The organism is Collinsella aerofaciens (assembly GCF_039758815.1).
Classification (GTDB): domain Bacteria; phylum Actinomycetota; class Coriobacteriia; order Coriobacteriales; family Coriobacteriaceae; genus Collinsella; species Collinsella aerofaciens_BP.
On the sequence record NZ_JBDMSK010000026.1, the window covers coordinates 1 to 25,526 of the forward strand.

A 25,526-nucleotide genomic window follows, 5' to 3' on the forward strand; every position below is an offset into this window, starting at 1 on the left:
GCCTCAAGAAGGAGTAACATCGGGACTTGCAGCGACGGACCTCAGGACACTCTTACACCACGTCTGCGCGCGCGACCTAGCAAAGGCTTCAAATCGCTGATTCAGGGCTAGATTTACCCAGCGAAACCCAAAAATCGCTGCTACAAAATTAGTAACAGTACTCATTTTTGCCATTTTTTGGCCACGGCCTTTGTGACGGACGTGCTGGCGGGTTCGAATCCCTCTGCGCTGGGCCCAAAAAAAGAAAGGCCCCCATAGCTGGGAGCCTATCAAATCAGTGGTGGGCGATGAGGGATGTCGCGTGCGGCTGACGCCGCCCGCTCTCGCTTCGGGCCTACGGCCCTCGCGTGCTGCGCTGGAAAACGCTTCGCGTTTCCTCAGCTCCGCACCCTTGCGGGTTCGAATCCCATGAAATGGGCCCAAACAAAAAACGGTCCCCTTTCGAGGACCGTTTCCAAATCGGTGGTGGGCGATGAGGGATTCGAACCCCCAGCCTTGTGCGTGTAAAGCACCTGCGCTAACCGTTGCGCCAATCGCCCGTGCGGAGAGAGTATAGCAAAACAATCGCCTCATTCATCTCATATCCATTAAAGGTAACCGTCGCGTGTCACGGCGGAGCTGATTCAGTTGAGATTGCCTGAACATTCCGCCCCTCTTTACGCCCTCGGGTATACTCAAAAGCTACTGATTCGATTTGATGCCCAGCAACAGCAGAGGGGATAGTATATGTGCGGTTTTGTCGGTTTTGTCGGTGGGACGGATAACCAATCCGAGGTGCTCACCAAGATGATGGACCGCATCGTCCATCGTGGTCCCGACATGGGCGGTCAGTTTATCGACGGCCGCGTTGCCCTGGGCTTCCGCCGCCTGTCGATCCTCGACCTGACCGAGGCCGGCGCTCAGCCCATGGCCAATGAGGACGGCAGCGTCGTTATCGTCTTCAACGGCGAGATCTACAACTTCCAGGAGCTTCGCTCCGAGCTCGAGGCCAAGGGCTATAAGTTCCACTGCGGCGCCGACACCGAGAGCCTCCTGCACGGCTACGAGGAGTGGGGCGAGGCCGTACTCGATCGCTTGCGCGGCATGTACGCCTTCGTCATCTGGGACAAGAAGAAGAACAAGCTTTTTGGCGCCCGCGACATCTTTGGCATCAAACCGCTCTACTACTATCCCATGGCCGATGCGGGCGACGGCGCTCCGGGCGTGCTCTTTGGATCCGAGATCAAGAGCTTCTTGGACTACCCGCACTTCCACAAGGCGGTCAACAAAAAGGCCCTGCGTCCGTACATGACGCTGCAGTATTCGGCAACTGAGGAGACCTTCTTCGAGGGTGTCTACAAGCTGCCGCCGGCGCATTACTTTACCGTAGACATCCCGACCGGCAAGATGAACATCGAGCGTTATTGGGATTGCGATTACTCCGCCGTCGAGAAACCGTTCGAGGAGTACGTCGACGAGCTGGACGAGGTCGTGCACGAGAGCGTCGAGGCCCATCGCATCGCCGACGTCAAGGTCGCGTCGTTCCTCTCCGGCGGCGTCGACTCCAGCTACATCGCCGCTTGCCTCATGCCCGACAAGACCTTCTCGGTGGGCTTCGATTACAAGAATTTCAACGAGACCAACTACGCCAAGGAACTTTCTGACAAGCTCGGCGTCGAGAATGTCCGCAAGATGATTACCGCCGACGAGTTCTTCGGTGCGCTCGAGGACATCCAGTATCACATGGACGAGCCGCAGTCCAACCTGTCTTCCGTGCCGCTGTGGTTCTTGGCCGAGATGGCCCGCAAGGACGTCACCGTCGTGCTTTCGGGCGAAGGTGCCGACGAGCTCTTTGGCGGCTACGCCTACTACGAGGACACGGTCCCAGTCCGCAAGTACAAAAAGATGGTGCCGCTGCCCATCCGTCGCGCGCTCGGTAACCTGGCGCTGCATATGCCGTACTTCAAGGGACATAACTTCCTGGTCAAGGGTGCCGAGATCCCCGAGAAGTCGTTCCTGGGACAGGCTCTGGTATGGCCGGAGCGCGAGGTCGACGGCGTGCTCAAGCCCGAGTACAACACCGGCGATGGCGCCTTCGAGCTTGCCGCTCCCATCTATGCGCGCGTGAAAGGTCAGCCCGAGCTGGTCAAGAAGCAGTACCTGGACATGAACATGTGGCTCCCGGGCGACATTCTGCTCAAGGCCGACAAGATGTGCATGGCGCACTCGCTGGAGCTGCGCGTGCCCTTCCTAGACCGCAAAGTCATGGAGTTCGCCGAGCACATTCCCGACCGCTACCGCATCAACGAGAACGGCAACAAACAGGTACTCCGCCACGCTGCCAACAAGTCGCTGCCCGATGAGTGGGCCACCCGTCCCAAGGTGGGCTTCCCGGTGCCGATTGTCTACTGGCTGCGCGAGCAAAAGTGGTACGACTATGTCAAGGAGTACTTCACCGCGCCGTGGGCAAGCGAGTTCTTCGATACCGACGAGCTCATGCACCTGCTCGATCTGCACTTTGCGGGCAAGGGCGATTTCCAGCGCAAGATCTATACGCCGCTCGTGTTCCTGGTGTGGTACAAGCGCTTCTTTATCGACGAGGACCAGCCCGCTGTTCAGGCTGCCTAGCCTCGGCTTACGAACGCCTGCGCGTAACGGCTCCTCCGGGAGCCGTTTTTGCGTGGGTGCGTTTCAGTTACTATAAAAACCGTCCCTGCCAAATGGCTGAGAAAGGCGAAAGATGCACCATTCGGATTCCGCGACCGTGACCACGGTCGATACGCTTGCCAAGCTTCTCGATGTGTGCGGCGAGCTGCGCGCATCAGAGCAGGTTGACGAGCGTGCCGTGACCGGCTGCTCGTTTGATTCGCGCGCGGTCTCGGCGGGTGACGTGTTCTTTTGCAAAGGCGCTGCCTTTAAGCCCGCGTTTTTGAGTATGGCGCTCGATGCGGGCGCCGTCGCATTTGTGTGCGAGGAGTCGCTGGTCGAGTCTCTGGAGCCGCTGGCGAAGGAGAACGGCGCGGCGATGCTGGTCGTGGACAGCGTCCGCACGGCCATGGCCCTGTTGCCGCCGGAGGTCTACGACCGTCCCGACCACGACGTCAAGATCGTGGGCATCACCGGTACCAAGGGAAAGACCACGGCCGCTTTTATGCTCCAGTCGATTATCAAAGCGGCGGGCGAGTCCTGCGGCATGATCGGCTCGGTGAGTACCGACGATGGCATCGAGTGCTACGAGAGCACCAATACCACGCCAGAGGCCCCCGAGGTCTGGCGCCATATCGCCAACTGCCGTGAGTCCGGTCGCCAGTCCATGGTCATGGAGGTCTCGAGCCAGGCGCTCAAGTACCAACGCGTCGAGAATCTGCCGTTTGACGTGGCGTGCTTCCTCAACATCGGGCGTGACCACATCTCGCCGATCGAACACCCTACGTTTGAGGATTATTTTGAGAGCAAGCTCAGGATCTTTGACCAGGCAAAGACCGCCGTGGTGAACCTGGGCACCGAAGAGGTTGGCCGTGTGCTGGAGGCAGCGTCGACGGCCGAGCGCTTGGTGACCGTTGGCGTCGAGCATCCCGAGGCAAGCCTGTGGGCAAGCGATGTCCGCATGGTCCGCTTTAACATCGAGTTTAACCTGCATGGCCTGTGTGCCGACGAGTCCGAGGCGGGGGAGAAGGTCCTGCTGGGTATCGCGGGCGACTTTAACGTGGAAAACGCGCTGGTCGCTATCGCCGCTGCGCACGAGATCGGCATCGGTATCGAGGCTATCAAGAAGGGCCTCTCCAAATTGCGCGTGCCTGGTCGCATGGAGGTTGTGGAGTCGAAGGATGGCCGCGTGATTTGTGTTGTTGACTATGCGCACAACCAGCTTTCGTTCCGTTCGCTTTTCTCGTCGGTCAAGCGCGCGTTTCCCACTAGTCCAGTCATTGCAGTGTTTGGCGCTGCCGGCGGCAAGGCGCAGGAGCGCCGCGAGCAGCTTCCGCGCGAGGCCGCACCATATTCCGACCTGATGATTTTTGCCAACGAGGACCCGGCTCACGAGGACCCGATGAAGGTCTGTCGCGAGCTTGCCGAACACGTTCCCGACGATACGCCGAACAAGATCATCCTCGATCGCGAAGCCGCTGTGCACGCGGCGTTCAAGGCGGCGCGCGAGGAGTACGTCAACCCCGATGCTCCCACCATTGTCTTGCTGCTGGCAAAGGGTGACGAGGAGCTCATGCACGTGGGTGACGAGTTCGTGCCCATCGAGAGCGACCTTTCGTTGGCCAATCGCCTGATCGATGTTACCCAGTTTGACTAATGAACCATGATGGCGAAGGCGCCCTGAGTGCGCTGTCGCCATAAACGTGTTCCCTCAATCAAAACATGCCGTCTAAGCCCAAACCCTTCTACGTAAACGGAGTAACCATGTCCCACAACACCCTGCCGACCGTCGCCGAGCTTTCGGGCGAGATGCGCGAGCGCTTGGCCAAGGTCAAGTACGTCTTTACCGACCTGGATGCCACGATGCTCGCACCCGGCTCGTGCGTGCTGCGCGACAACGACGGCAACCCCTCGACCAAACTCGTCGAGGCCGTCGTGGCACTTGCCCGCGCTGGTATTCAGGTGGTTCCCACCTCGGGCCGCAACCGTACCATGATCCACGAGGATGCGCGCGTGCTCGGCCTCAACTCCTACATTGGTGAGATGGGTGGCCTGGTCATGTACGATCTCAAGGCCAACGATTGGGAGTATCTGACCGGCGATATGCCCTACGACCCATCTTGCGGTCTCACGCCGCACCAGGTGATCGAGCAGACTGGCGTGTGCGAGAAGATCCTCGCCCGCTGGCCGCACAAGATCGAGTATCACAACGACATGTCGACCGGCTACAAGTACCGCGAGGTTACCGTCGGCATGCGCGGCGACATCCCCGATGACGAGGCGCAGGCCATTCTCGACGAGGCCGGCTGTGGCCTGGTGTGGGCCTGTAACGGTCACCTGACGCATCTGTCCAAGCCGACGACGCTCGAGCTCGATCGCGTCGAGGACGGTCGCGCATTCAACATCAACCCCGCGGGCCTCAACAAAGGCGTCGCCATTGCGCGCTTCTGCGAGCACCTGGGGATCGAGCGCGAGGAGACGCTCGCGCTCGGCGATTCCGAGTCCGACTTCTACATGGCCGATCACGTGGGCACGTTCTGTCTGGTCGAGAATGGCCTGACGAGCGCCGGCGCGCCCGAGTTCCTGACTGCTTGCGAGAACGCTTTCGTTACGCGCGGCAAAATTGTCGACGGTTGGGCGGCGACGGCAGAGCTGCTGGTCGCGGCGCGTTCGTAGCGCGGCGTCGCCGCACTTGGATATGTCTTTTCGAGAGAGACTGGTGAGGTAATGTCCGATATCGAGAATCCGGCAGGCGACACGCGCCCGATTGGCGTGTTCGATTCTGGTTTGGGCGGTCTGACGGTTGCGCGCGCCATCGCGACGGCGCTGCCGCATGAGTCCGTCTACTACTTCGGCGACACCAAACGCTGCCCCTACGGCACGCGCACCGAGGATGAGGTGCGCTCGTTTGCGTTGCAGGCGGGCCGTTGGCTGTCGAAGCACGACGTCAAGATTATGGTCATCGCCTGCAACACGGCGACAGCTGCGGCCTTGCGTCTGGCCCAGCAGGTGCTCGACGTTCCCGTGATCGGTGTGATCGCCCCGGGCGCACGCGCCGCCATTAACAGCACGCGCACGCGTCGCGTGGGCGTGCTCGCCACCAACCTCACCATTCGCTCGGGCGCCTACACGCGCGCCATCCAGGATTTGGATGCTGGTGTCGATGTGTATGGCTGCCCGGCTTCGAGCTTTGTCGAGGTTGTCGAACACGAGCTCGCCTCGGGTGCGCATCTGCAAGAGCAGTGGCTTGAGAACGAGGACATCTTCGATACGCCTGCCGTGCGTGCGCTGGTGGGTGCCACGGTTGAGCCACTGCGCGACCACGGTATCGATACCGTGGTGCTCGGCTGTACGCATTTTCCGCTGTTGGTGGGACCTATCCGCCATGCGCTGGGGCCTGGGGTGCGCGTCGTGAGTTCCGCCGAGGAGACCACGCGCGAGCTGACCGATATCCTCACGCGCCGCGAGCAGCTGGCGGGCGTCGCCGCCGAGCCGCAGCATCGTTTTGCCACGACGGCCGATAACATTGCCGAGTTTGCGGTGGCGGGCAGCTTTATCTTTGGTCAGCCGCTCAAGAGCATCGAACATATCGATATCGACGAACTGAAATAGATATAAGGCCGCCGCCAAAGTCTTCGCCACACCTTTTGCCGAAAGGATATTTCCATGGAGTACATGCAGGTCAACCGCGCCAACAGCCGCGCCGCCGATGAGCTGCGCCCCGTTAAGCTCACCCGCGGCGTTATGAAGCACGCCCACGGTTCGTGCCTGGCCGAGTTTGGCGATACGCGCGTGCTGTGCGCTGCCACCATCGAGGAGGGCGTGCCGGGCTGGCGCAAGGGCGCCAAGGCCGGTTGGGTAACGGCGGAGTACGCCATGCTGCCGGCGTCGACCGGCAAGCGCTGCAAGCGCGAGCACGCCAACCGCAAGGGCCGCTCCATGGAGATTGAGCGCCTCATTGGCCGCAGCCTGCGTACCGTCGTCAACATGAAGGCGCTCGGCGAGTACACCGTCACCGTCGACTGCGACGTGATCCAGGCCGATGGCGGTACGCGTACGGCGAGCATTACCGGCGCCTGGGTGGCGCTGCACGACGCCCTCGCCATGTGGGTCGAGGCGGGCAAAATCGAGCGCATCCCGCTTACCGGCCAGGTGGCCGCCATCTCCATGGGCGTTGTCGACGGCAATACGCTGCTTGACCTCGATTATTCCGAGGACAGCCATGCCGAAGTCGACATGAACCTCGTCGCCACCGACACCGGTGAGATGATCGAGCTCCAGGGCACCGGCGAGCAGGCGCCCTTTGACCGTAAGCGCCTCAACGCCCTGCTCGACCTGGGCGACAAAGGCATCGCCGAGCTCATCGAGCTCCAGCGCCAGGCCCTCGCCTAACCTGCAAAAAGGGACAGGTTTATTTTGGCAGGTTTTATCTGGGAAAACATCGAAGTATAAGACTGCCGTTGATTGAGAGGGGAGAGGCGGAGGCCCTCGTCGCCCTCGGCGCGGCATTGCTATAGAGACAAGGAGACCACTCATGGCACTTGAGAAGATCGACATCGACACCCTCGACCCGGCGGCGACCATTGTCGTGGCAACGGGCAACGCCCATAAGCTCACCGAGATCGAGGCCATTTTAGGCAAGGTCATGCCCGAGGTTCGCTTTGTGGCGCTCGGCCAGCTGGGCGATTTTGAGGACCCCGAGGAAAACGGCACGACGTTTTTGGAGAACGCCATCATCAAGGCGCAGGCTGCCGTCGAAGAGACGGGGCTCATGGCCATCGCCGACGATTCTGGCTTGGTCGTCGACGCGCTTGACGGCGAGCCGGGCGTGTATAGCGCGCGCTATGCGGGCGTGCACGGAGACGATGCCGCCAACAACGCCAAGCTTCTCGTTAACCTGGAAGGCGTGGCGGACGAGGACCGCACCGCGCGCTTTATGAGCGTCGTTGCGCTTATCGACACGGATGGTCTGGTCACCTATGGCGAGGGCGCCTGCGAGGGCGTTATCGCGCACGAGGGTCGCGGCGATCACGGCTTTGGCTACGACCCGCTGTTCCTGCCGGTCGATACGCCGGGCAAGACTATGGCCGAGCTCACGGAGGACGAGAAGAACGCCATCAGCCATCGATTCCATGCGCTCGAGCATCTGTCCGCCAAGCTGACGGGCGAGGAGTAGGCCGTGCGTGCGGTGGTGCAGCGCGTACTCAACGCCGGCGTGACGGTCGACGGCGAGTGCGTGGGAAAGATTGGCCGCGGTTACCTGGTACTGCTGGGCGTGGGCCATGGCGATACACGCGCCGAGGCCGATAAGCTGTGGGGCAAGCTCCGGGGCTTGCGCATTAACGAGGACGAGAACGGCAAGACCAATCTGGCGCTTGCCGACGTCGACGGTGAGGTGCTCGTGGTGTCGCAGTTCACGCTGTTTGCCGATTGCCGTCATGGTCGCCGTCCGTCCTTTACGGATGCCGGCGCCCCCGATGTCGCCAACGAGCTCTACGAGTACTTCCTGACGCTTGTGCGCGAGGACGTCGAGCACGTAGCGCATGGCATCTTCGGCGCCGACATGAAGGTCGACCTCGTCAACGACGGTCCATTCACCATCGTCCTCGATACCGACAATCTGTAAGTAGCCAAATTAGCTACTTGCGCGTGTTTGTAACAGGGTGCTATAGTATTAGAGTTTTGTCTATCTTAGGGGTATTATCCCCTTTTTGAATTGCACCTTCTGGAGGCCCTGTTCATGGAAGAGATGGAAGTCAATCACGTCGACGACATCCACGAGAAGCTGACCGATATGGTGGGCGATCGCGTCAAGGTTAAGGCCAACATGGGCCGCACCCGCGTCGTCGAGCGCATGGGCACCATCAAGAGCGTCCACCCCGCCGTCTTTATCGTCGAGGTTGACGAGCGTCGCGGCCGCAAGTCGCGTCAGTCCTACCAGTATATCGATGTCCTCACCGGTCAGGTCGAGCTGTTCGACCCCGAGAGCGGCGAGCATATCTTTACCCCGCTCGGCAATCAGCTCGAGGAGCATTAACGGTGACCGATCGGTCCCTGACTCTTTCCGCGCCGGCAAAGATTAACCTCTACCTGGGGGTTCATACCGAGCGCGATGACCGCGGCTACCACAGGGTCGATTCCCTGATGGCGGCCGTCGGTCTTTCCGATACCGTGACGGTCACGCCGGCGCAGGCGCTGACCGTCCAGACGGTTCCGGCATCAGATTTTCCCATGCAAAAGAATACGGCGTATCGGGCTGCGGTTGCTATGGCCGAGCATTATGGTCGCGAGGCAAACATCTGCGTGACGATTGAGAAGCGCATTCCATTGTGCGCCGGCTTGGGCGGCCCCTCGACGGATGCGGCCGCGGTCATTGTCGCCTTGGCGGAGCTCTGGGGCATTGATCGCACCGACCCAGCGCTCGACGACATTGCGCGAGGCATCGGTGCCGACGTCCCGTTCTTTTTGCACGCGAGTCCTGCGTTCTACGTAGGTGGGGGAGACGTGCTGGCAACTGAGTACCCCGCGCTGCCCGCGACGCCCGTCGTGCTGGTCAAGCCGCGCGAGGCAAGTGTTTCGACAATTGAAGCCTATCGACGTTTTGACGAGGCCTCGGTGCCTGCGGACAAGCCCGGCGCGATAGCTTCTGCCTTGCGTGCTGGTGATGCCGAGACGGCATATACACTCATCCATAACAACCTTGGTGTCATTTCCGCACAGATGGAGTCGCAGATTCAAACGGTCCTCGACTGGCTGCGTAAACAGGACGGAACCGTTGCTGTAGATGTGTGCGGATCGGGTGCCTGCTCGTTTGCCATTTGCGACACCGCTGCCACGGCCGAAAGGCTTGCCGATGCTGCCCAGCAAAATGGCTGGTGGGTCTGCGCGACTGAGCTTATTCCCAACACGGTTCAAATCGACGCGCCAAAGAAATAAAAATTTCTCTAGCACGCGGCGAAAATCTTTGTTACTATAGTCGAGCTAACGGGTTGTGGCTCAGTTTGGTAGAGCACTGCGTTCGGGACGCAGGGGTCGCTGGTTCAAATCCAGTCAACCCGACCAGAGCATGAGGAGGGACCGCTTCTTGCGGTCCCTTTTTTTAGCTAGTGTTGTGATACCGCGATACCCGCGGTATACTCATTCGAGCTTGTCTCGCTGTATTGTGGAGGTCTACATGTTTGGACTGAGGGCTCCTGAGCTCATCATTATTCTCGTCGTTGTCCTGATTATCTTCGGGCCCAAGAACCTGCCGAAGCTCGGCAAGTCCCTCGGCTCTACCGTCAAGAATATCCGTGAGGGTATGGAGGGCGACGATAAGGCCGAGACCAAGCAGGCCGAGGAGGTCGTGGTCGAGCAGTCCGAGGAGGACAAGGAGATCGCTGAGCTCGAGGCCAAGCTCGCTGCTGCCAAGAAGAAGCAGGCAGAGGACAGCGACGCGGACGCAGAGTAGTCCCATCCCTTTGGGGTGAGCACCTGACCGGCTTGCCCGCAGGCTAGCCGGTCTTTTTCGTTTTGTTGACAGTTGATTGTTTGATCAGAGTTGGGGAGATATCCGTATGGACGCAAGCCAGATCGTACTGACCGCTGAGGGCCGCCAGAAGCTCGTCGAGGAGCTCGCTTGGCGTGAGGGCGATTACGCCAAGGAGATCGTCGAGGACATCAAGGAAGCCCGCGCGTTCGGCGACCTTTCGGAGAACTCCGAGTACGACGCCGCTAAGGACAAGCAGGCCCAGAACGCCGCTCGTATTGCCGAGATCCAGGCCATCCTCGCCAACGCTCAGGTTGCTGCCACCACGGGCGACCTGACCGTCTCCATCGGTTCCACCGTTTCGCTGATTGATCCCAACGGCGAGGTCATGGAAGTCACGCTTGTCGGTACCACCGAGACCAACTCGCTCGAGCACAAGATTTCCAACGAGTCTCCGGTCGGTCACGCCATCATTGGTCACGGCGAGGGCGACTCCGTCGAGGTCGTTACGCCTTCCGGCAAGACTCGCGTCTACACCATCGCCAAGATCGCACGCTAGACCACGGTCCCGCGTAAAGGTATGTTTTCGCTCCCTGGGACCGAATCCTGGGGAGCGTTTTAGTTTGAGGAGCTAACTTATGGCAGAGAACCAGAACGTCGCCGATCAGGCATCGACGCTCAACGACGAGCGCGCCACCCGCCTGGCCAAGCGCGCCGCCCTGTTCGAGGCGGGCCAGAACCCCTATCCCGAGCACTCTGAGCTTGAGGACTACGTCGCCGATATCGAGGCTAAGTACGCCGAGCTTGCCGATGGCGAGGACACCGAGGACGTCGTGAAGATCGCCGGCCGTGTGGTCGCCAAGCGCGGTCAGGGCAAGATTATGTTCATCGTCGTGCGCGATGCGACTGCCGAGATTCAGCTGTTCTGCCGCATCAACGACATGGACGAGGCTGCCTGGAATACGCTCAAGGCCCTCGACCTGGGCGACATCCTGGGCGTGACCGGCGTGGTCGTGCGTACCCAGCGCGGCCAGCTTTCCGTTGCCCCTAAGAGCGCGACCCTGCTTTCCAAGGCCGTTCGTCCGCTGCCCGAGAAGTTCCACGGTCTTTCCGATAAGGAGACCCGCTATCGCCAGCGCTATGTCGACCTGATCGCCAACGACGACGTTCGCGAGACCTTCCGTAAGCGTTCGCAGATTCTCTCCACCTTCCGTCGCTTTATGGAGTCCGACGGCTACATGGAGGTCGAGACCCCCATCCTGCAGACCATCCAGGGTGGTGCCACGGCCAAGCCGTTCATTACCCACTTCAACGCGCTCGATCAGGAGTGCTACCTGCGTATTGCCACCGAGCTGCACCTCAAACGCTGCATCGTCGGTGGTTTTGAGCGCGTGTTCGAGATCGGCCGCATCTTCCGTAACGAGGGCATGGACCTTACCCACAACCCCGAGTTCACCACGATGGAGGCCTACCGTGCCTTCTCCGACCTCGAGGGCATGAAGGCGCTCGCCCAGGGCGTCATTAAGGCGGCTAACAAGGCCATCGGCAACCCCGAGGTCATCGAGTACCAGGGCCAGACCATCGACCTTTCTGGTGAGTGGGCCAGCCGTCCCATGACCGACATCGTCTCCGACGTGCTCGGCAAGCAGGTCACCATCGACACGCCGGTCGAGGAGCTTGCTGCCGCCGCGCGCGAGAAGGGCCTGGAGATCAAGCCCGAGTGGACTGCTGGCAAGATCATCGCCGAGATTTACGATGAGCTGGGCGAGGACACCATCGTCAACCCGACCTTCGTGTGCGATTACCCCATCGAGGTCAGCCCGCTTGCCAAGCGCTTTGAGGACGACCCGCGCCTGACCCACCGCTTTGAGCTGGTCATCGCCGGCCACGAGTACGCCAACGCATTCTCCGAGCTCAACGACCCGGTTGACCAGGCTGAGCGCTTTGCTGCCCAGATGGCCGAGAAGGCCGGCGGCGACGATGAGGCCATGGAGTATGACGAGGACTACGTGCGCGCCCTCGAGTACGGTATGCCTCCCGCGGGCGGCATTGGCATTGGTATCGACCGCGTGGTCATGCTGCTTACCAACCAGGCTTCTATCCGCGACGTGCTGCTGTTCCCGCACATGAAGCCCGAGAAGGGTTTCCAGTCCGGTGCCGCTGCCGCCAAGGCTGCCGAGGCCGGCAACGCCGCGAGCCCGTTCGTTAAGTCGCTTAAGCCCACGCTCGATTACTCCAAGATCGCCGTTGAGCCGCTGTTTGAGGAGTTCGTCGACTTTGATACCTTCTCCAAGAGCGACTTCCGCGCTGTGAAGGTCAAGGCATGCGAGGCCGTCAAGAAGTCCAAGAAGCTGCTGAACTTTACGCTCGACGACGGTACCGGTACCGACCGCACCATCCTCTCCGGTATTCACGCTTATTACGAGCCCGAGGACCTGGTCGGCAAGACCTTGCTCGCCATCACCAACCTGCCTCCGCGCAAGATGATGGGCATCCCCAGCTGCGGCATGCTCATCAGTGCCATCCACGAGGAGGATGGTGAGGAGCGCCTCAACCTGATCCAGCTCGACGCCTCCATCCCCGCCGGCGCAAAGATGTACTAGGGGGTTACGCGGTTCTACGAACCGCGTAACCAGTTGACGCTGCGCGCCGCCCAGGGCGACAATTTGTCATTCAAAAGGCAAGGCATGACCAGAAGGTCTATGCCTTGCCTTTTTCATGCCAACTTGTTCGCCCTGGACGTCGCTCGCTGTCCGTCCTCTACCTGCGGCGTTGACTTGATTGATACTTAGAACATCGATGTAGTCATTAGGGACGCTCTTAAACGACTATCCAACGGCTATTGCGCGCATGGCTCGCATGACAGCCGTCTCTTTTATGTTTCCTTTAGCCGTCGCTGTCTAGGATGGGGGTTAGTCGATAGGAAGGGAGCACCGGGATGGACGACGCGAGCGAGCGCGCAATCGAAGAGGACATGCTCGATCAGTTCAACTACTTTGATGATGAGGACGAGGAGCTGATCGACCGTCGCGAGCCAGCGCCGCTTGATTCCTTTGATCTGGTCGATGAAGAGCCCGACGAGGACGAGGGCGAATCGGCGGAGCCCTCACAGCCTTCGCGCCTTAACTCGCTGCTTTCGAGGGCCCCCATGCACCACGGCGTTCGTGCCGGCGCGCTCCATATGAAAACTGACTGGCACCAGATCGTGACGGCAGGCGATGAGCTTGCCGTCGATGCGCCGCTCACCGATAAATCATCCATCATCTGCCGCACCGGCATGCTTATGCTGGCAAGCGGAACGGGTGCCTGGCGCGTGCGCGATACCATGAATCGTGTTGCCGCCGTACTCGGTGTCACCATCCACGTTGACTTAAGTCTTCTGTCGTTTGAGTGCACCTGCATCGAAGATGGTCACTGCTTTAATGAGGTCGTCAGCTTGCCCACAACGGGCGTCAATACCCATCGCATTTGGATGATGGAGAGTTTCCTCAAGGAAATCGAGACCTATGGTCGTCGCTTCACGGTGCACGAGTATCACGAGATGCTCAAGACCGTTGAGAGTTCAAAACCTGATTACGCGCCTTGGCAACAGGGCCTTGCGGCGGCCTGCGCCTGTGGCGCCTTCGTTTTTTTGCTCGGCGGCGGCCCTATCGAGATGGCCTGCGCGTTCGTGGGCGCGGGTGTCGGCAACTTTGCCCGCTCCCATATTCTCAAGCAAGGCCTTGGTCAGTTCAGCGCGCTGACGACCGGCGTTGCGCTCGCTTGCGTTTCGTATCTGCTGGCATTGCTCGGCCTTGGCCAGGTCATACCGGGGGCAATGTCGCACCAAGAAGGCTATATCGGCGCCATGCTCTTTGTGATTCCCGGCTTTCCACTCATTACGGCAGGCCTCGACATCGCTAAGCTCGACATGCGAAGCGGTATCGAGCGCCTTTCATATGCCGTATCGATTATTGTGATGGCGACCCTCGTAGGTTGGATGGTTGCCGAGTGTGTTGGCCTGGCGCCGGACGACTTTGCCCCACTGGGCCTTTCGCCGCTTGCCCTTACGCTCCTGCGCGTGGTGATGAGCTTCGTTGGCGTATTCGGCTTCTCGGTGATGTTCAACAGCCCGGTAAAGATGGCCGCGGCAGCTGGGTTGATCGGCGCCGTGTCCAATACCCTGCGTCTGACCCTTGTCGATGCGCCGACGATGATTCCCTTCCTGGGCCTCAGCACGGGAATGCCTCCCGAGGCAGCAGCGTTTATCGGCGCGCTGGTATCGGGGCTGCTCGCAAGCTTGGCTGAAGTCAAGCTCACCTACCCGCGCATCGCCCTCACGGTGCCTTCGATTGTCATTATGGTGCCGGGCTTGTATCTGTATCGCTCGATGTATTACATGTGCACCTTCGACACGGTCAATATGCTCGGCTGGTTTGTGCGCGCAGTGCTCATCGTAGCGTTTCTGCCCGTTGGACTGGGTGTGGCGCGTACGCTCACCGACCCTCGCTGGCGCCACACCAGCTAATTGGTACAAGGGGGACAGGTTACTTTGCACCAAATGAGTTGCGGTGAAATAGGGACTGAATTGCTGCTTAAAGGGTCAAAACAGTCCGTATTCCACCGCAACTTATGGGGTCGGGGGATTATCGGTGCCCTGCATCTTCATAAACTCAACGCTTACGAAGCGCATGCGTTTCGTGCTAGGCTGGTTCCACCACATAAGTAGTCGCAGACGCGCGTACCACGGGCGGGCGAGATGAAGTTCCAACAGCTCCATCTTGCCCGCCCGTTTTTGTTGCGTGGCGCCGCGGTACAACACAGAGAGGAATCTGCCCTTTATGCCTATCAACAAACGAGAGAGCCTGCTGTTCACCTTTATCATGTGTTTTTGCATGGTGCTCTGGATGAGCATCTACAACGTTGCCCTGCAGCACGGGGCCATCAACGGCGAGGTCGTTGCCACTGCGTGGCTCGGCTTCCCCGTTGCCTACATTTTTGCCATGTGCTGCGACTGGTTCGTCGCCAGCCCGCTCGCCAAGGGTTTCGCCTTTAAGTACTTGGTCACGCCGGGCAAGAGCTCGCCACTTGCCATGACGCTCGCCGTCAGCTCCTGCATGGTCGTTCCCATGGTCATCATCATGTCGCTGTACGGTGCCTGTGAGGGTCTGACGCACATGCCCGGCGGCATCCTTGCGAACCTGTATTCCGTGCCCGCGATCTGGATGATCAACATCCCGCATAATTTTGTGATGGCGCTGCCGTGGAACCTTTTGGTAGCCGGTCCGATTTCCCGCTTCGTCTTCCGTCGCGCCTTCCCTGTGGGGACGGTTTTCGAGGAGGAGCATGCCGAGCTCTTGGAGCAGGCTATGGCTCCTGAGTGCGAGTAGCTCGCTTAGGGATCTGCTGAGCGCGGGCGACTTGCTTGGTTGGAGCCCTAAGCGTGGATAGCTCTCTCGGCGACATCGCGGGCGTGAGCGGTGCGCATGACCGGAGGGCCCGTGCTGCTCCGTTGCCCGACGTGCTAGCGCGCAGAACAATCTGTTGGTGCATTCGGCGGCTGCTGAAGCGTTTCGGCAGCCGCTTTTTATACGGAGTTTAAATACAACAGTCTGTTGTATTACGTAGAGTGGTATATCTCTAGCGGGAAAAATGCGAGAGACGGAGCATTATGGCGTTGCTAGTAGGACTGGACGTAGGGTCGACGACGACCAAAGTTTACGCGATGCACGAGGATATGACCGAGGCGTGGTGGGGATATCGCCGCCACGGGGCGTGTCAGACAGCGAGCGTGCGCGCCATGCTCGGCGAGCTCGCCGAGCGCTTTCCCCATGAGTCACTGCGCGTTGCGGTGACCGGCTCGGGTGCGCGCGATATCGCGACCGCGCTGGGCGCCTCGTACGTTCAGGAGGTGGTCGCCAACGCGCTCGCGATCAGCAGGTTCTATCCGCAGACGCGCTGCGCCATCGAGCTGGGCGGCCAAGACGCCAAGATGATCTTCTTCCGCACCAACGATAAGGGAGACATCGAGGTTGCCGACATGCGCATGAACGGCTCGTGCGCAGGCGGTACCGGTGCATTTATCGACGAGATGGCAAAGCTCATGGGGGTCGGCACCGAATCGGGCGAGTTCGAGCAGCTCGCAAGCCGGGGAACGACCGTCCACGAGGTCTCGGGCCGCTGCGGCGTGTACGCAAAGACCGATATCCAGCCGCTGCTCAACGAGGGCATTCCTACCACCGACCTGGCGCTTTCGGCGCTTCACGCGGTCGCCCGCCAAACGATCGGCGGTCTGGCCCAGGGTATCGACATCGAGCCGCCGGTAATCTTCGAGGGCGGTACGCTCGCCTACAACCCCACACTGGTCCGCGTGTTCCGGGAGCAACTGAATCTATCGGACGATCAGGTTATCGTCCCGCGCGATCCGCAGATCATGGTCGCGCGCGGTGCCGCCCTGTCGCTGACCGACATGTTCGCATCGTCCCAACCGATCGACCTTCCCGACGCTTTTGTCCGGCTGGATAAGCTCGAGACGGTCGCGCCCGCAAGCGGGGAGGGACGTCTTGCCCAGCCCTTTTTTGCCACACCTGCCGAGCAGGCGGATTTTACGGCACGCCATGGCAAAGAGACGCCGGCAAAGGGTCCGGATGCGTATGCGCCCGGAGAGACGGTGCGTGTGGCGCTCGGTATCGATTCGGGGAGCACGACGACCAAGTTCGCCCTGGTCGATGAGGCGGGTGAGCTTGTCGATTCGTTCTACGCGTCTAATAACGGCAGACCGCTCGACGTCGCCCAACAGGGTCTTGTCAGCTTGAAGAACCGCTGGGAGACAGCGGGAGTCACGCTTGCGATCGATGCCGTGGGCACCACGGGATACGGCGAGGAGCTTTTCGCGCGCGCGTTCCACGCCGACTACCATACGGTCGAGACGGTCGCGCACGCCCGCGCCGCGTGCGCATGCGTTCCCGATGCGACCTTCGTGCTCGACATCGGCGGACAGGATATGAAGGCCATCTGGCTCAACCACGGCGTGCTGACCGATATCGTCGTCAACGAGGCGTGCTCTGCGGGCTGCGGCTCGTTCCTCGAGGGTTTTGCCAAAAACCTCGGAATAGCCGTTGAGGATATCGCGACCGAGGCATTTTCGTCCAAAGCCCCCGCCGTTCTCGGCAGCCGCTGCACGGTGTTCATGAACAGCAGCGTCGTTTCCGAGCAGCGGCGCGGTAAGGGTCCGGGCGACATCATGGCCGGTCTCTGCCGTTCGATTATCGAGAACGTGTTCACCAAGGTCATTCGCGTTTCAAATCTCAACCGTCTGGGCGACAAAGTCGTCGTCCAGGGCGGCACGTTCCGAAACGACGCGGTGCTGCGCGCATTCGAGCAGTATCTGGGCAAACCCGTCACGCGTGCGCCCCACCCGGGGCTGATGGGCGCTATCGGTATCGCCCTGCTCGCGCGCGAGGAATGCCGCAAGGGCGACGCCGGCACGTCGTTTATCGGGCTCGATGCCGTGGAGCGCTTCGAGCATCGCGAGTTCGGCGGCGTTACCTGCCGTAGGTGCAACAACCGCTGCCAGCGCGCGGTCGTGGCATTTGGCGACGGCTCGCTTTACGTCACGGGCAATCGCTGCCCGCGCGGCGGCGCCATCTCATGGGATGAGCTCGTGCGCGAGGTTCCCGCGGCGGAGGAGCTGCGTCCGCAGGGTGCTTGCGAGGCACAGGCACCCGGCACGGGGCGCGACCGGACCGCGGCTGCCCCCAATCTCTTTGTCGACCGCGAGAAGCTGCTGTTCGAGTCGTACCCCACGGTTCCCGTCAGCGGGGGGCGCGATGTCACGATCGGCATTCCCCGTGTGCTCGAGTTCTGGGACACCATGCCGTTCTGGTCGACGTTCTTCAGCACGCTCGGCTTTAAGGTGCGCGTCTCGGGACGCAGCACCAAGGCGATGTACGAGCGCGGTCTGGCGCACGTCACATCCGACACCGTGTGCTTCCCGGCCAAGCTCGTCCACGGGCACATCCGCAATCTCGTCGACGCCGGCGTCGACCGCATCTTCATGCCCATCATCACGACGGTGCCCACCGAAAACACCGCCTCTACCAGCGAGTGGATGTGCGCCGTCGTAAAGGGATACCCCTACGTGATGCGCAATTCCGATAACCCGGAGGAGCGTTTCGGCGTTCCGTTCGATACGCCGCTGTTCCACTGGTACGACGAGGGCGACCGAAACCGCCAGCTCAAGGCGTGGTGCAAGGAGACCTTCGATATCGATGCCGACCTGGTTGCCAAGGCGACCGAGCAGGCGGACCGCGCGCAGGAGACGTTTGAGAACCAGCTGCAGCTGCGCGGCAGGCAGGTGCTCGAGAACGTGCACGAGGACGGCGGCTACGCGGTGGTGATCGCTTCGCGCCCGTACCACAACGACCCGCTGGTCAACCACGGGCTGCCCAAGCTCTTCTCTGAGCGCGGCATCCCCGTGCTGACGCCCGATGCGGTGCCGGGGGTCTGCAACGTCGATCTTTCCAACAGCCGCATCGACATCGTGAACAACTACCATGCGCGCATGCTGTCGTGCGCGGTCATCGTCGCATCGACGCCCGAGCTCGAGCTCGTGCAGATGGGCAGCTTCGGCTGCGGCCACGATGCGTATCTCACCGACGAGATCGCGCGCATGATGGGTGAGATGGGCTCCAAGGTTCCGATGATGATCAAGCTCGATGAGAGCGACGTCGCCGGTCCCATGGGCATTCGCGTGCGTTCGTTTATCGAGTCGGTCAACCGTCGTCGCGCGGAGGAGCGTGCCGAGGGCGCCCGGGTGCACGCGGTCCATCCGCTCGACGACCCGTATAAGGTCAAGTACACCAAGCGCGACCGGCACGACAAGATCGCGCTGGTCCCCAACACCTCCCATGCGTTCTGCAGGCTCATGACCGCGGCGATGCGCAATCAGGGCGTGCGCGCCGAGGCCCTTGATATCGGGCGCGAGGATGCCATCCGCCTGGGCAAACGCTATGTGCACAACGACATCTGCTTCCCCGCGCAAATCGTGATCGGCGAGGCGCTCGCGGCACTCGAGAGCGGTAAGTACGACCCGCACGACGTCGCCGTGGTGACTGGCAAGTATATCGGCGACTGCCGCCTGACGCACTACATGCCCCTGCTGCGCCGCGCGCTCGACGACGCGGGATACGACTATGTCCCGGTGCTCACCAACGACGACGTCGATGCCCACAATGCGCATCCGGGCTTCAAGCTCGGCCTTGGCCCGAGCATCCAGATCGCCTACGGTCTTCCCATGATCGATGCCCTCGAGGCTATGCTTAGGCGCATCCGTCCCTACGAGCTCGAGAAGGGCGCGGCGGACGCTGCGTTCGACCGCGCGCTCGATGAGGTTATCGAGGGCATGGAGCGCTCCGGGCTGAGAGGCCAGGCGACGGGCTTCAAACGCGCGCTTGCGATCATGGACGCCGTTCCGTACGACCGCTCGAACCCGCATCCGACCGTTCTCATCGTGGGCGAGTACCTGCTCAATTTCCATCTCGGCGCCAACCACGAGATCGAGCGCTACCTCGAGGACAACGGGCTCGAGGTCATCGAGGCGCGCATGACCGACGTGATCCGCAAGACCTATTTCTACAAGCATGCGCAGTCGCGCGAGTTCCACGTCGACCTGTCGCTGCCCGAAAAGGCCTGGTACGCCACGGCGGACAACCTGTTCGAGCTCGCGCACGACCGTTGCGACCGCCTGGGCGCGGCGAGCCCGCTCTACGAGCCGCCGACGCGCATGCCCGAGCTCGTGCGCGCGAGCGATAAGATCCTGCACCATACGTTCGATGCGGGCGAGGGCGTGCTGATTCCGGCGGAGATTCTCGAGCACGCCAAGCGCGGCTGCCGCAACTTCGTGATCCTGCAGCCGTTCGGGTGTCTGCCCAACCATGTCGTGGGGCGCGGGCTCATCCATGCGCTCAAGGAGCAGTATCCCACGGCGCAGTTCCTGCCGCTCGACTACGATCCCGACGTGAGCTTCGCCAACGTGGAGAACCGTCTTCAGATGCTCATCATGAACGCCAAGGCGCAGAGGTGCGGTGAGGCGCATGGCGAGACCGCGTAAGGACGCCGATGCGCCCGATGCGCGCACCCGTATCATCGAGGCGTTTTGGGAGCTCATCGAGAACAACAGCATCTTCGAGCTGTCGGTTGGCGAGGTGACCCGCGCCGCCCAGTGCAATCGCGGAACGTTTTACTACTATTTTCACGATTTCGATGAACTCGTCGCCATCGCCATAGCCCAGCTGCTGCAGGATAACGAGCTCATCACCGATGCCCTCTGGCATTTTTCGAGCGAGGGCGACCTTTCGGCGTTCGACCGGCGCGACGTCCGCTGCCTGCTGCGGCGCATCGTCATCACCATGAGGGCGGGTGTCGCCGAGCAGGTCGTGCAGGGCATCCATACGATCATCATCGACCGCGTGAGAGAGATCGTCCACCCCGACGGAGAAGAGCTCAAGGCAGATTCGAGCTTTGCGGTGGGCTTTCTGGTCTCGGGCATCATGGGCTTTGTGATGGCGGTCGGCTTTGCCCGGGAGGGCGGCGAGGAGATAGACCTCGAGCAGCCGGGGGACAGCGCGTGCGCGTACCTGAGGGCGGTCGCCATGCAGACGGTGGAAACGGTCGCGCAAGTCGAGGGCGTCGATACATCCGAGCTGCTCGAACGCGTCTCCAAGGAGGCCGATGCCTATCGCGCATCGCGTGCGACGAGTCCCGACGTGGTGAAAGACGCCTAGGGTTTCTCTTGCGGGGCGCCTGTCGCGCATCGCGCGGTGAGTCCCGCGATGCGGTCATAACCTGCATTCATGTGAGCCGGGTTTATAGATATTCCTCCAGCTGTTAACATAGACAACCTGTGGGTAAAGAGACAAAAGCGCCGCCGACGGGCGGGCGTTTTGATTTCGATGAACTCATGTAAGGAAACGAGCATGTTAGATAGATTTACCGATCGAGCGCGCAAGGTCATGTCGATGGCCAAACAGGAGGCGCTCGATCTGCACTCAAATAAGGTGGGCACCGAGCACCTGCTGCTCGCACTCGCCAAGGAGGACGAGGGCATCGCTGCCGAGGCGCTGCGCTCGCTTGATATCTCCTACGACGACATCATGGACACCCTCAAGGAGGTCCAGACCACGGTTCCCGAGCCCAGCGAGGAGACCGAGGCTGCCAAGCTTGCCTTTACGCCGCTCGTCATTAGCGTGATGGAGCGCTCCTTCCGCGTGGCACGTGAGAACAACCAGACCTACGTGTCGACCGAGCACTTGCTGATTGGCATCGTCGAAGAGGGTAACGGCATGGCCATGGACATCCTCATGCGCCTGGGTGTGTCGTCCGCCTCCATCAAAAAGGCTATCGAGAAACTTACCGCCAAGGACCAGGACAAGAAGCGTCCGCTCGCTGGTGCCGGTGCTGGTCGTCCCGGTGCGGGTCTGCCGTTCTTTAGCGGCTCGGATGCCTCTCAGCAAAAGGGGAGCGGCACCGACACGCTCAAGCAGTTCGCCACCAACCTCACGCAAAAGGCGCGCGACGGCGAGCTCGATCCCGTGATTGGCCGCGAAAAGGAAGTCCAGCGCATGATGGAGATCCTTTCGCGCCGCACCAAGAACAACCCGCTTATCCTGGGCGATCCCGGCGTGGGCAAGACGGCCATCGTCGAGGGCCTGGCGCAGCAGATCGCTGCCGGCAACGTGCCCGAGAACCTCATGAACCAGAACATCTGGACGCTCGACCTGCCGGGCCTCGTTGCGGGCGCCAAGTATCGCGGTGAGTTTGAGGAGCGCCTCAAGAACGTGATCCAGGAGGCCACCGAGGCCGACGACGTCATCCTGTTTATCGACGAGATGCACACTATCATCGGTGCCGGTTCTGCCGAGGGCTCCATCGACGCGAGCTCCATGCTCAAGCCCGTGCTTGCGCGCGGTGCCTTCCAGATTATCGGCGCCACCACGGCCGAGGAATTCCGTAAGTACCTCACCAAGGATCCGGCCTTTGAGCGTCGCTTCCAGACCATCGATGTCGAGGAGCCGAGCGTCGAGGACACGGTCAAGATCCTGACCGCGCTCAAGCCGCGCTACGAGGAGCACCACCATGTGCGCTATACGCAGGGTGCTATCGAGGCCGCCGCGAACCTTTCCAACCGCTACATTCAGGACCGCTTCCTGCCTGATAAGGCCATCGACCTCATTGACGAGGCCGGCGCCCGCGCCCGCATCGCCGCCAACCGCGCGCCCGAGCCGGTGCGCGAGGCCGAGCATCGCGTGGAGGAGCTTAAGGCCGCCGCGCAGGAGGCCACCGAGAGCGACGACATGAACAAGGCCGCTGAGATCACCGAGCAGCAAAAGGCTGCCGAGATTGAGCTCGCCGAGGCCAAGGCTGCCTGGACGGCCGAGCTCGACGCCAGCCCGCTCACCATCGATGTCTCCCAGATTGCCGACATCGTGTCCGTGACCTCGGGCGTGCCGGTGTCCTCGCTCACCGAGAGCGAGAGCCGCCGCCTGCTGCAGGCCGAAAGCGTGCTCAAGACGCGCATTATCGGCCAGGACGAGGCCGTCGAGGCCGTTGCCAAGGCCGTGCGCCGCAGCCGCTCGCCGCTCAAGGACCCGCGTCGCCCCGGCGGCAGCTTTATCTTCCTGGGCCCCACCGGCACGGGCAAGACCGAGCTCGCCAAGACGCTCGCCGAGTATCTCTTTGGCAGCAAGGACGCGCTCATCAGCTTCGATATGTCGGAGTTTGGTAGTGAGTTCGAGGTCTCCAAGCTCATTGGTAGCCCTCCGGGCTATGTGGGCCACGACGAGGGCGGCCAGCTCACCAAGGCCGTTCGCCGTCATCCGTACTCGGTCGTGCTGTTCGACGAGATCGAGAAGGCGCACCCCGACATCTTCAATATCCTGCTGCAGGTGCTGGAGGAGGGCCGCCTGACCGATAGCCAGGGCAAGACGGTCGACTTCCGCAACACCGTGATCATCATGACGTCCAACGTGGGCGCCCGCGAGATCGCGCAGGATGCGAGCGTTGGCTTTGGCACCACCGGCGAGCAGGGCCTCACCTCGAGTGAGATCCGCGGCCGCGCGATGGGCGAGCTCAAGCGCCTGTTCCGCCCCGAGCTGCTCAACCGTATCGACGACATCGTGGTGTTCCAGAAGCTCTCGGGCGAGAACCTGACCAAGATTGCGCACCTGCTGGTGGACGATCTGCGCCAGCGCCTGATCGCAAACGGCATGAACATCAAGCTTACCGATGCGGCCTACGACAAGATTGTGGCGGAGGGTACCGACCTCACCAACGGCGCGCGTCCGCTGCGTCGTGCTATCCAAAAGCTCATCGAGGATCCGCTGTCCGAGGAACTGCTGGCTGGCGAGTGGGGCGAGGGCGATACCGTCCTGTGCGACGTGGCCGATGGCAAGTTTGTCTTTAGCCACGGCACGGGCGAGATCCCGGCACCGCGTCCGGTGGGCACGCTCGGTGGCGATACCGCCCCGGCGGCACCGCACACCGGCAACGCCGCGCCCGTGAGCGGCGGCGTGACCTCGGGCCCCGGCGGCATGATGCAAGCCGGTTCCGGCGCGCTGTAGGGCGTGGCGACAATTTGATACGCGCAATCGAGGCGCTCCGGAAAGGGCGCCTCGATTTGTAGAGCTGCGGAAGTTGTGGCCGTTACGCTATACGGTCCACCGTTAGCCGATGATGCGAGGGCGCTCGGCGTTTTCGACTGGTTTATGCACGCAAAGTCTGGGAATATACAAGTCGCATGTCTTACTGTCTAACCAGTTGCGCCAAGGAGGCACCATGGACTACAAGATTACCGGCTACGAGCCCGCCCAGCTGTTCCATTTCTTTGAGGAGGTCAGCGCGATCCCCCGTGGGTCTGGCAACGAGAAAGGCATCAGCGATTTCCTGGTCGCGTTTGCCAAGGAGCGCGGTCTCGATGTGTATCAGGACGAGGTCTACAACGTCATCATTCGCAAGCCCGCATCTGCCGGCGCCGAGAATGCCCCGACCGTGATGCTGCAGGGCCACATCGACATGGTGTGCGACAAGCTGGGCTCCGTTGAGCACGACTTTACGACCGATGGTATCGACCTGGTCGTCAAGGACGGCGTCCTCACCGCTAACGGCACCACTCTGGGCGCCGACAACGGTATTGCCGTCGCTCTGATGCTCACTGTTCTCGATGATGATTCGATCGTTCACCCCGCCCTCGAGTGCGTATTCACCACCGACGAGGAGACTGGCCTGGTCGGCGCCGAGACGCTCGACAAGTCCCAGATTAGCGCCCGCACCATGATTAACCTTGACTCCGAGGAAGAGGGCGTTGCCACCGTCAGCTGCGCCGGCGGCGTCGTCGTTACCTACACCTGCCCCATCGTGCGCGAGCACAAGACCGGTAGCACCCTCACGCTCGACATCTCCGGCCTGCTGGGCGGTCACTCCGGCAGCGATATCAACCTGGAGCGCGGCAACGGCAACCTCATCATGGCCCGCATCATCGACCGCCTGATGGTTGCCGGCGAGCCCGCCATCGTTAGCTTTAACGGCGGCACCAAGGACAACGCCATCAACCGTGAGTGCAAGGCTGTTCTGGTCTACGCCGACCACGCTGCCGCCGAGGCCGCGGCCCAGATCGCAAAGGGCATCATCGCCGACGTTACTGCCGAGCTCGAGGTCTTCGACCCCGGCTTTACCTGCACGGTTGAGATTGCCGACAACGCTGAGGTCGAGGCCATGGACGAGAAGTCCGCACTTGCCCTTATTCGCGCTCTGCGTCTTGCCCCCAACGGTGTGATCCGCCGCAACGTCGCCACCGACGGCTCCGTCGAGGTTTCCTCCAACATCGGCGTGGTTGCCACCTCCGATGACGAGGTCAAGATCATGCTGTCCCCGCGCTCCTCGATCACCTCGCTGCAGAACGAGTTCAAGGACCGCCTGCAGACGCTGGCCGATGTCCTGGGATTCGACGCCAAGTTTGAGTTCGAGTATCCCGGCTGGAGCTATGCCGAGCATTCGCCGGTCCGCGACATCTTTGTCGAGAGCTATCGCGAGCTCTTTGGCTCCGAGCTGCGCATCGAGTCCATTCACGCCGGCCTTGAGTGCGGCCTGTTTGCCGAGGCCCTGCACGGCCTGGATGCCATCGCCGTGGGCCCGACGCTCTCCGATGTCCACACCCCGGACGAGAGCATGGAGCTCGCTTCTGCCGAGCGCTTCTACGAGCTGCTCATCGACGTCCTCAAGCGCCTTGCCGCGTAAAGGTTGCGCTAGCAGCAGTCCGAGTCACGTGCTAGCGGATTGCAAATGACATTACGAGAGGGGGCATTCGAGCGTTTGCGACGGGTGCCCATTACAGTCTGAAATAGGCCATCGATAAATTTCGATGGCGAGCATTCGGCGCATTGCCTACGATACGGGCAAG

General features: G+C 61.4%; 18 protein-coding genes and 2 tRNA genes. 19 read left to right on the forward strand and 1 reads right to left on the reverse strand.

Annotated elements, in window-relative coordinates; all coding sequences use genetic code 11:
- Window positions 1–463: 463 nt before the first annotated feature.
- Window positions 464–539: transfer RNA gene (locus ABHT90_RS08880), tRNA-Val, on the reverse strand.
- Window positions 540–726: 187 nt separating this feature from the next.
- Between ABHT90_RS08880 and asnB the strand changes: the two genes are divergently transcribed.
- From asnB to ABHT90_RS08975, 19 genes are all read left to right on the forward strand, one after another.
- Window positions 727–2,607, forward strand: a complete 1,881-nt coding sequence (gene asnB / locus ABHT90_RS08885; RefSeq protein ID WP_117563808.1) for an asparagine synthase (glutamine-hydrolyzing) — start codon at window positions 727–729, stop codon at window positions 2,605–2,607.
- 112 nt (window positions 2,608–2,719) lie between these two features.
- Complete coding sequence (locus ABHT90_RS08890; RefSeq protein ID WP_346982252.1) at window positions 2,720–4,282, forward strand: Mur ligase family protein; 1,563 nt, start codon at window positions 2,720–2,722, stop codon at window positions 4,280–4,282.
- A gap of 107 nt (window positions 4,283–4,389) precedes the next feature.
- Entirely contained in the window at window positions 4,390–5,301 is a 912-nt protein-coding gene (locus ABHT90_RS08895; protein WP_346982253.1) for an HAD family hydrolase, read from the forward strand.
- Window positions 5,302–5,352: 51 nt separating this feature from the next.
- Window positions 5,353–6,237, forward strand: coding sequence for a glutamate racemase (gene murI, locus ABHT90_RS08900; protein ID WP_117806091.1), 885 nt, complete (start codon window positions 5,353–5,355; stop codon window positions 6,235–6,237).
- Between the two features lie 54 nt (window positions 6,238–6,291).
- A complete protein-coding gene (gene rph, locus ABHT90_RS08905; RefSeq protein ID WP_346982254.1) occupies window positions 6,292–7,017 on the forward strand; it encodes a ribonuclease PH in 726 nt (241 codons plus the stop codon).
- Window positions 7,018–7,159: 142 nt separating this feature from the next.
- Window positions 7,160–7,801 (forward strand): RdgB/HAM1 family non-canonical purine NTP pyrophosphatase, encoded by a 642-nt coding sequence (gene rdgB, locus ABHT90_RS08910; protein ID WP_346982255.1) that lies wholly within the window; start codon window positions 7,160–7,162, stop codon window positions 7,799–7,801.
- A 3-nt stretch (window positions 7,802–7,804) separates the two neighbouring features.
- A complete protein-coding gene (gene dtd / locus ABHT90_RS08915; protein ID WP_138339581.1) occupies window positions 7,805–8,251 on the forward strand; it encodes a D-aminoacyl-tRNA deacylase in 447 nt (148 codons plus the stop codon).
- Window positions 8,252–8,365: 114 nt separating this feature from the next.
- Window positions 8,366–8,662, forward strand: coding sequence for a Veg family protein (locus ABHT90_RS08920; RefSeq protein WP_006234957.1), 297 nt, complete (start codon window positions 8,366–8,368; stop codon window positions 8,660–8,662).
- 2 nt (window positions 8,663–8,664) lie between these two features.
- On the forward strand, window positions 8,665–9,561 hold the full coding sequence (gene ispE, locus ABHT90_RS08925) for a 4-(cytidine 5'-diphospho)-2-C-methyl-D-erythritol kinase (protein WP_346982256.1): 897 nt from the start codon (window positions 8,665–8,667) through the stop codon (window positions 9,559–9,561).
- Between the two features lie 49 nt (window positions 9,562–9,610).
- Window positions 9,611–9,687, forward strand: a tRNA-Pro gene (locus ABHT90_RS08930).
- 112 nt (window positions 9,688–9,799) lie between these two features.
- The gene (gene tatA / locus ABHT90_RS08935; protein WP_022094895.1) at window positions 9,800–10,075 is read left to right on the forward strand and encodes a twin-arginine translocase TatA/TatE family subunit; all 276 of its coding nucleotides are present in this window, start codon (window positions 9,800–9,802) and stop codon (window positions 10,073–10,075) included.
- A gap of 106 nt (window positions 10,076–10,181) precedes the next feature.
- A complete protein-coding gene (gene greA / locus ABHT90_RS08940) occupies window positions 10,182–10,652 on the forward strand; it encodes a transcription elongation factor GreA (RefSeq protein ID WP_006234960.1) in 471 nt (156 codons plus the stop codon).
- A 79-nt stretch (window positions 10,653–10,731) separates the two neighbouring features.
- On the forward strand, window positions 10,732–12,696 hold the full coding sequence (gene lysS, locus ABHT90_RS08945; RefSeq protein WP_346982257.1) for a lysine--tRNA ligase: 1,965 nt from the start codon (window positions 10,732–10,734) through the stop codon (window positions 12,694–12,696).
- A gap of 335 nt (window positions 12,697–13,031) precedes the next feature.
- Window positions 13,032–14,600, forward strand: coding sequence for a threonine/serine exporter family protein (locus ABHT90_RS08950; RefSeq protein ID WP_198019925.1), 1,569 nt, complete (start codon window positions 13,032–13,034; stop codon window positions 14,598–14,600).
- A gap of 313 nt (window positions 14,601–14,913) precedes the next feature.
- Window positions 14,914–15,462, forward strand: coding sequence for a DUF2798 domain-containing protein (locus ABHT90_RS08955; protein WP_022094319.1), 549 nt, complete (start codon window positions 14,914–14,916; stop codon window positions 15,460–15,462).
- Window positions 15,463–15,743: 281 nt separating this feature from the next.
- The gene (locus tag ABHT90_RS08960; RefSeq protein ID WP_346982258.1) at window positions 15,744–20,183 is read left to right on the forward strand and encodes an acyl-CoA dehydratase activase; all 4,440 of its coding nucleotides are present in this window, start codon (window positions 15,744–15,746) and stop codon (window positions 20,181–20,183) included.
- Complete coding sequence (locus tag ABHT90_RS08965) at window positions 20,167–20,856, forward strand: TetR/AcrR family transcriptional regulator (protein ID WP_346982259.1); 690 nt, start codon at window positions 20,167–20,169, stop codon at window positions 20,854–20,856. Before ABHT90_RS08960 ends, ABHT90_RS08965 begins: the two co-directional genes overlap by 17 nt.
- Window positions 20,857–21,048: 192 nt before the next feature.
- Window positions 21,049–23,691 carry an ATP-dependent Clp protease ATP-binding subunit gene (locus tag ABHT90_RS08970; RefSeq protein ID WP_346982260.1) on the forward strand — a complete coding sequence of 881 codons (2,643 nt, stop codon included), beginning with the start codon at window positions 21,049–21,051 and terminating at the stop codon, window positions 23,689–23,691.
- A 214-nt stretch (window positions 23,692–23,905) separates the two neighbouring features.
- On the forward strand, window positions 23,906–25,363 hold the full coding sequence (locus tag ABHT90_RS08975; protein ID WP_346982261.1) for an aminoacyl-histidine dipeptidase: 1,458 nt from the start codon (window positions 23,906–23,908) through the stop codon (window positions 25,361–25,363).
- Window positions 25,364–25,526: the final 163 nt, after the last annotated feature.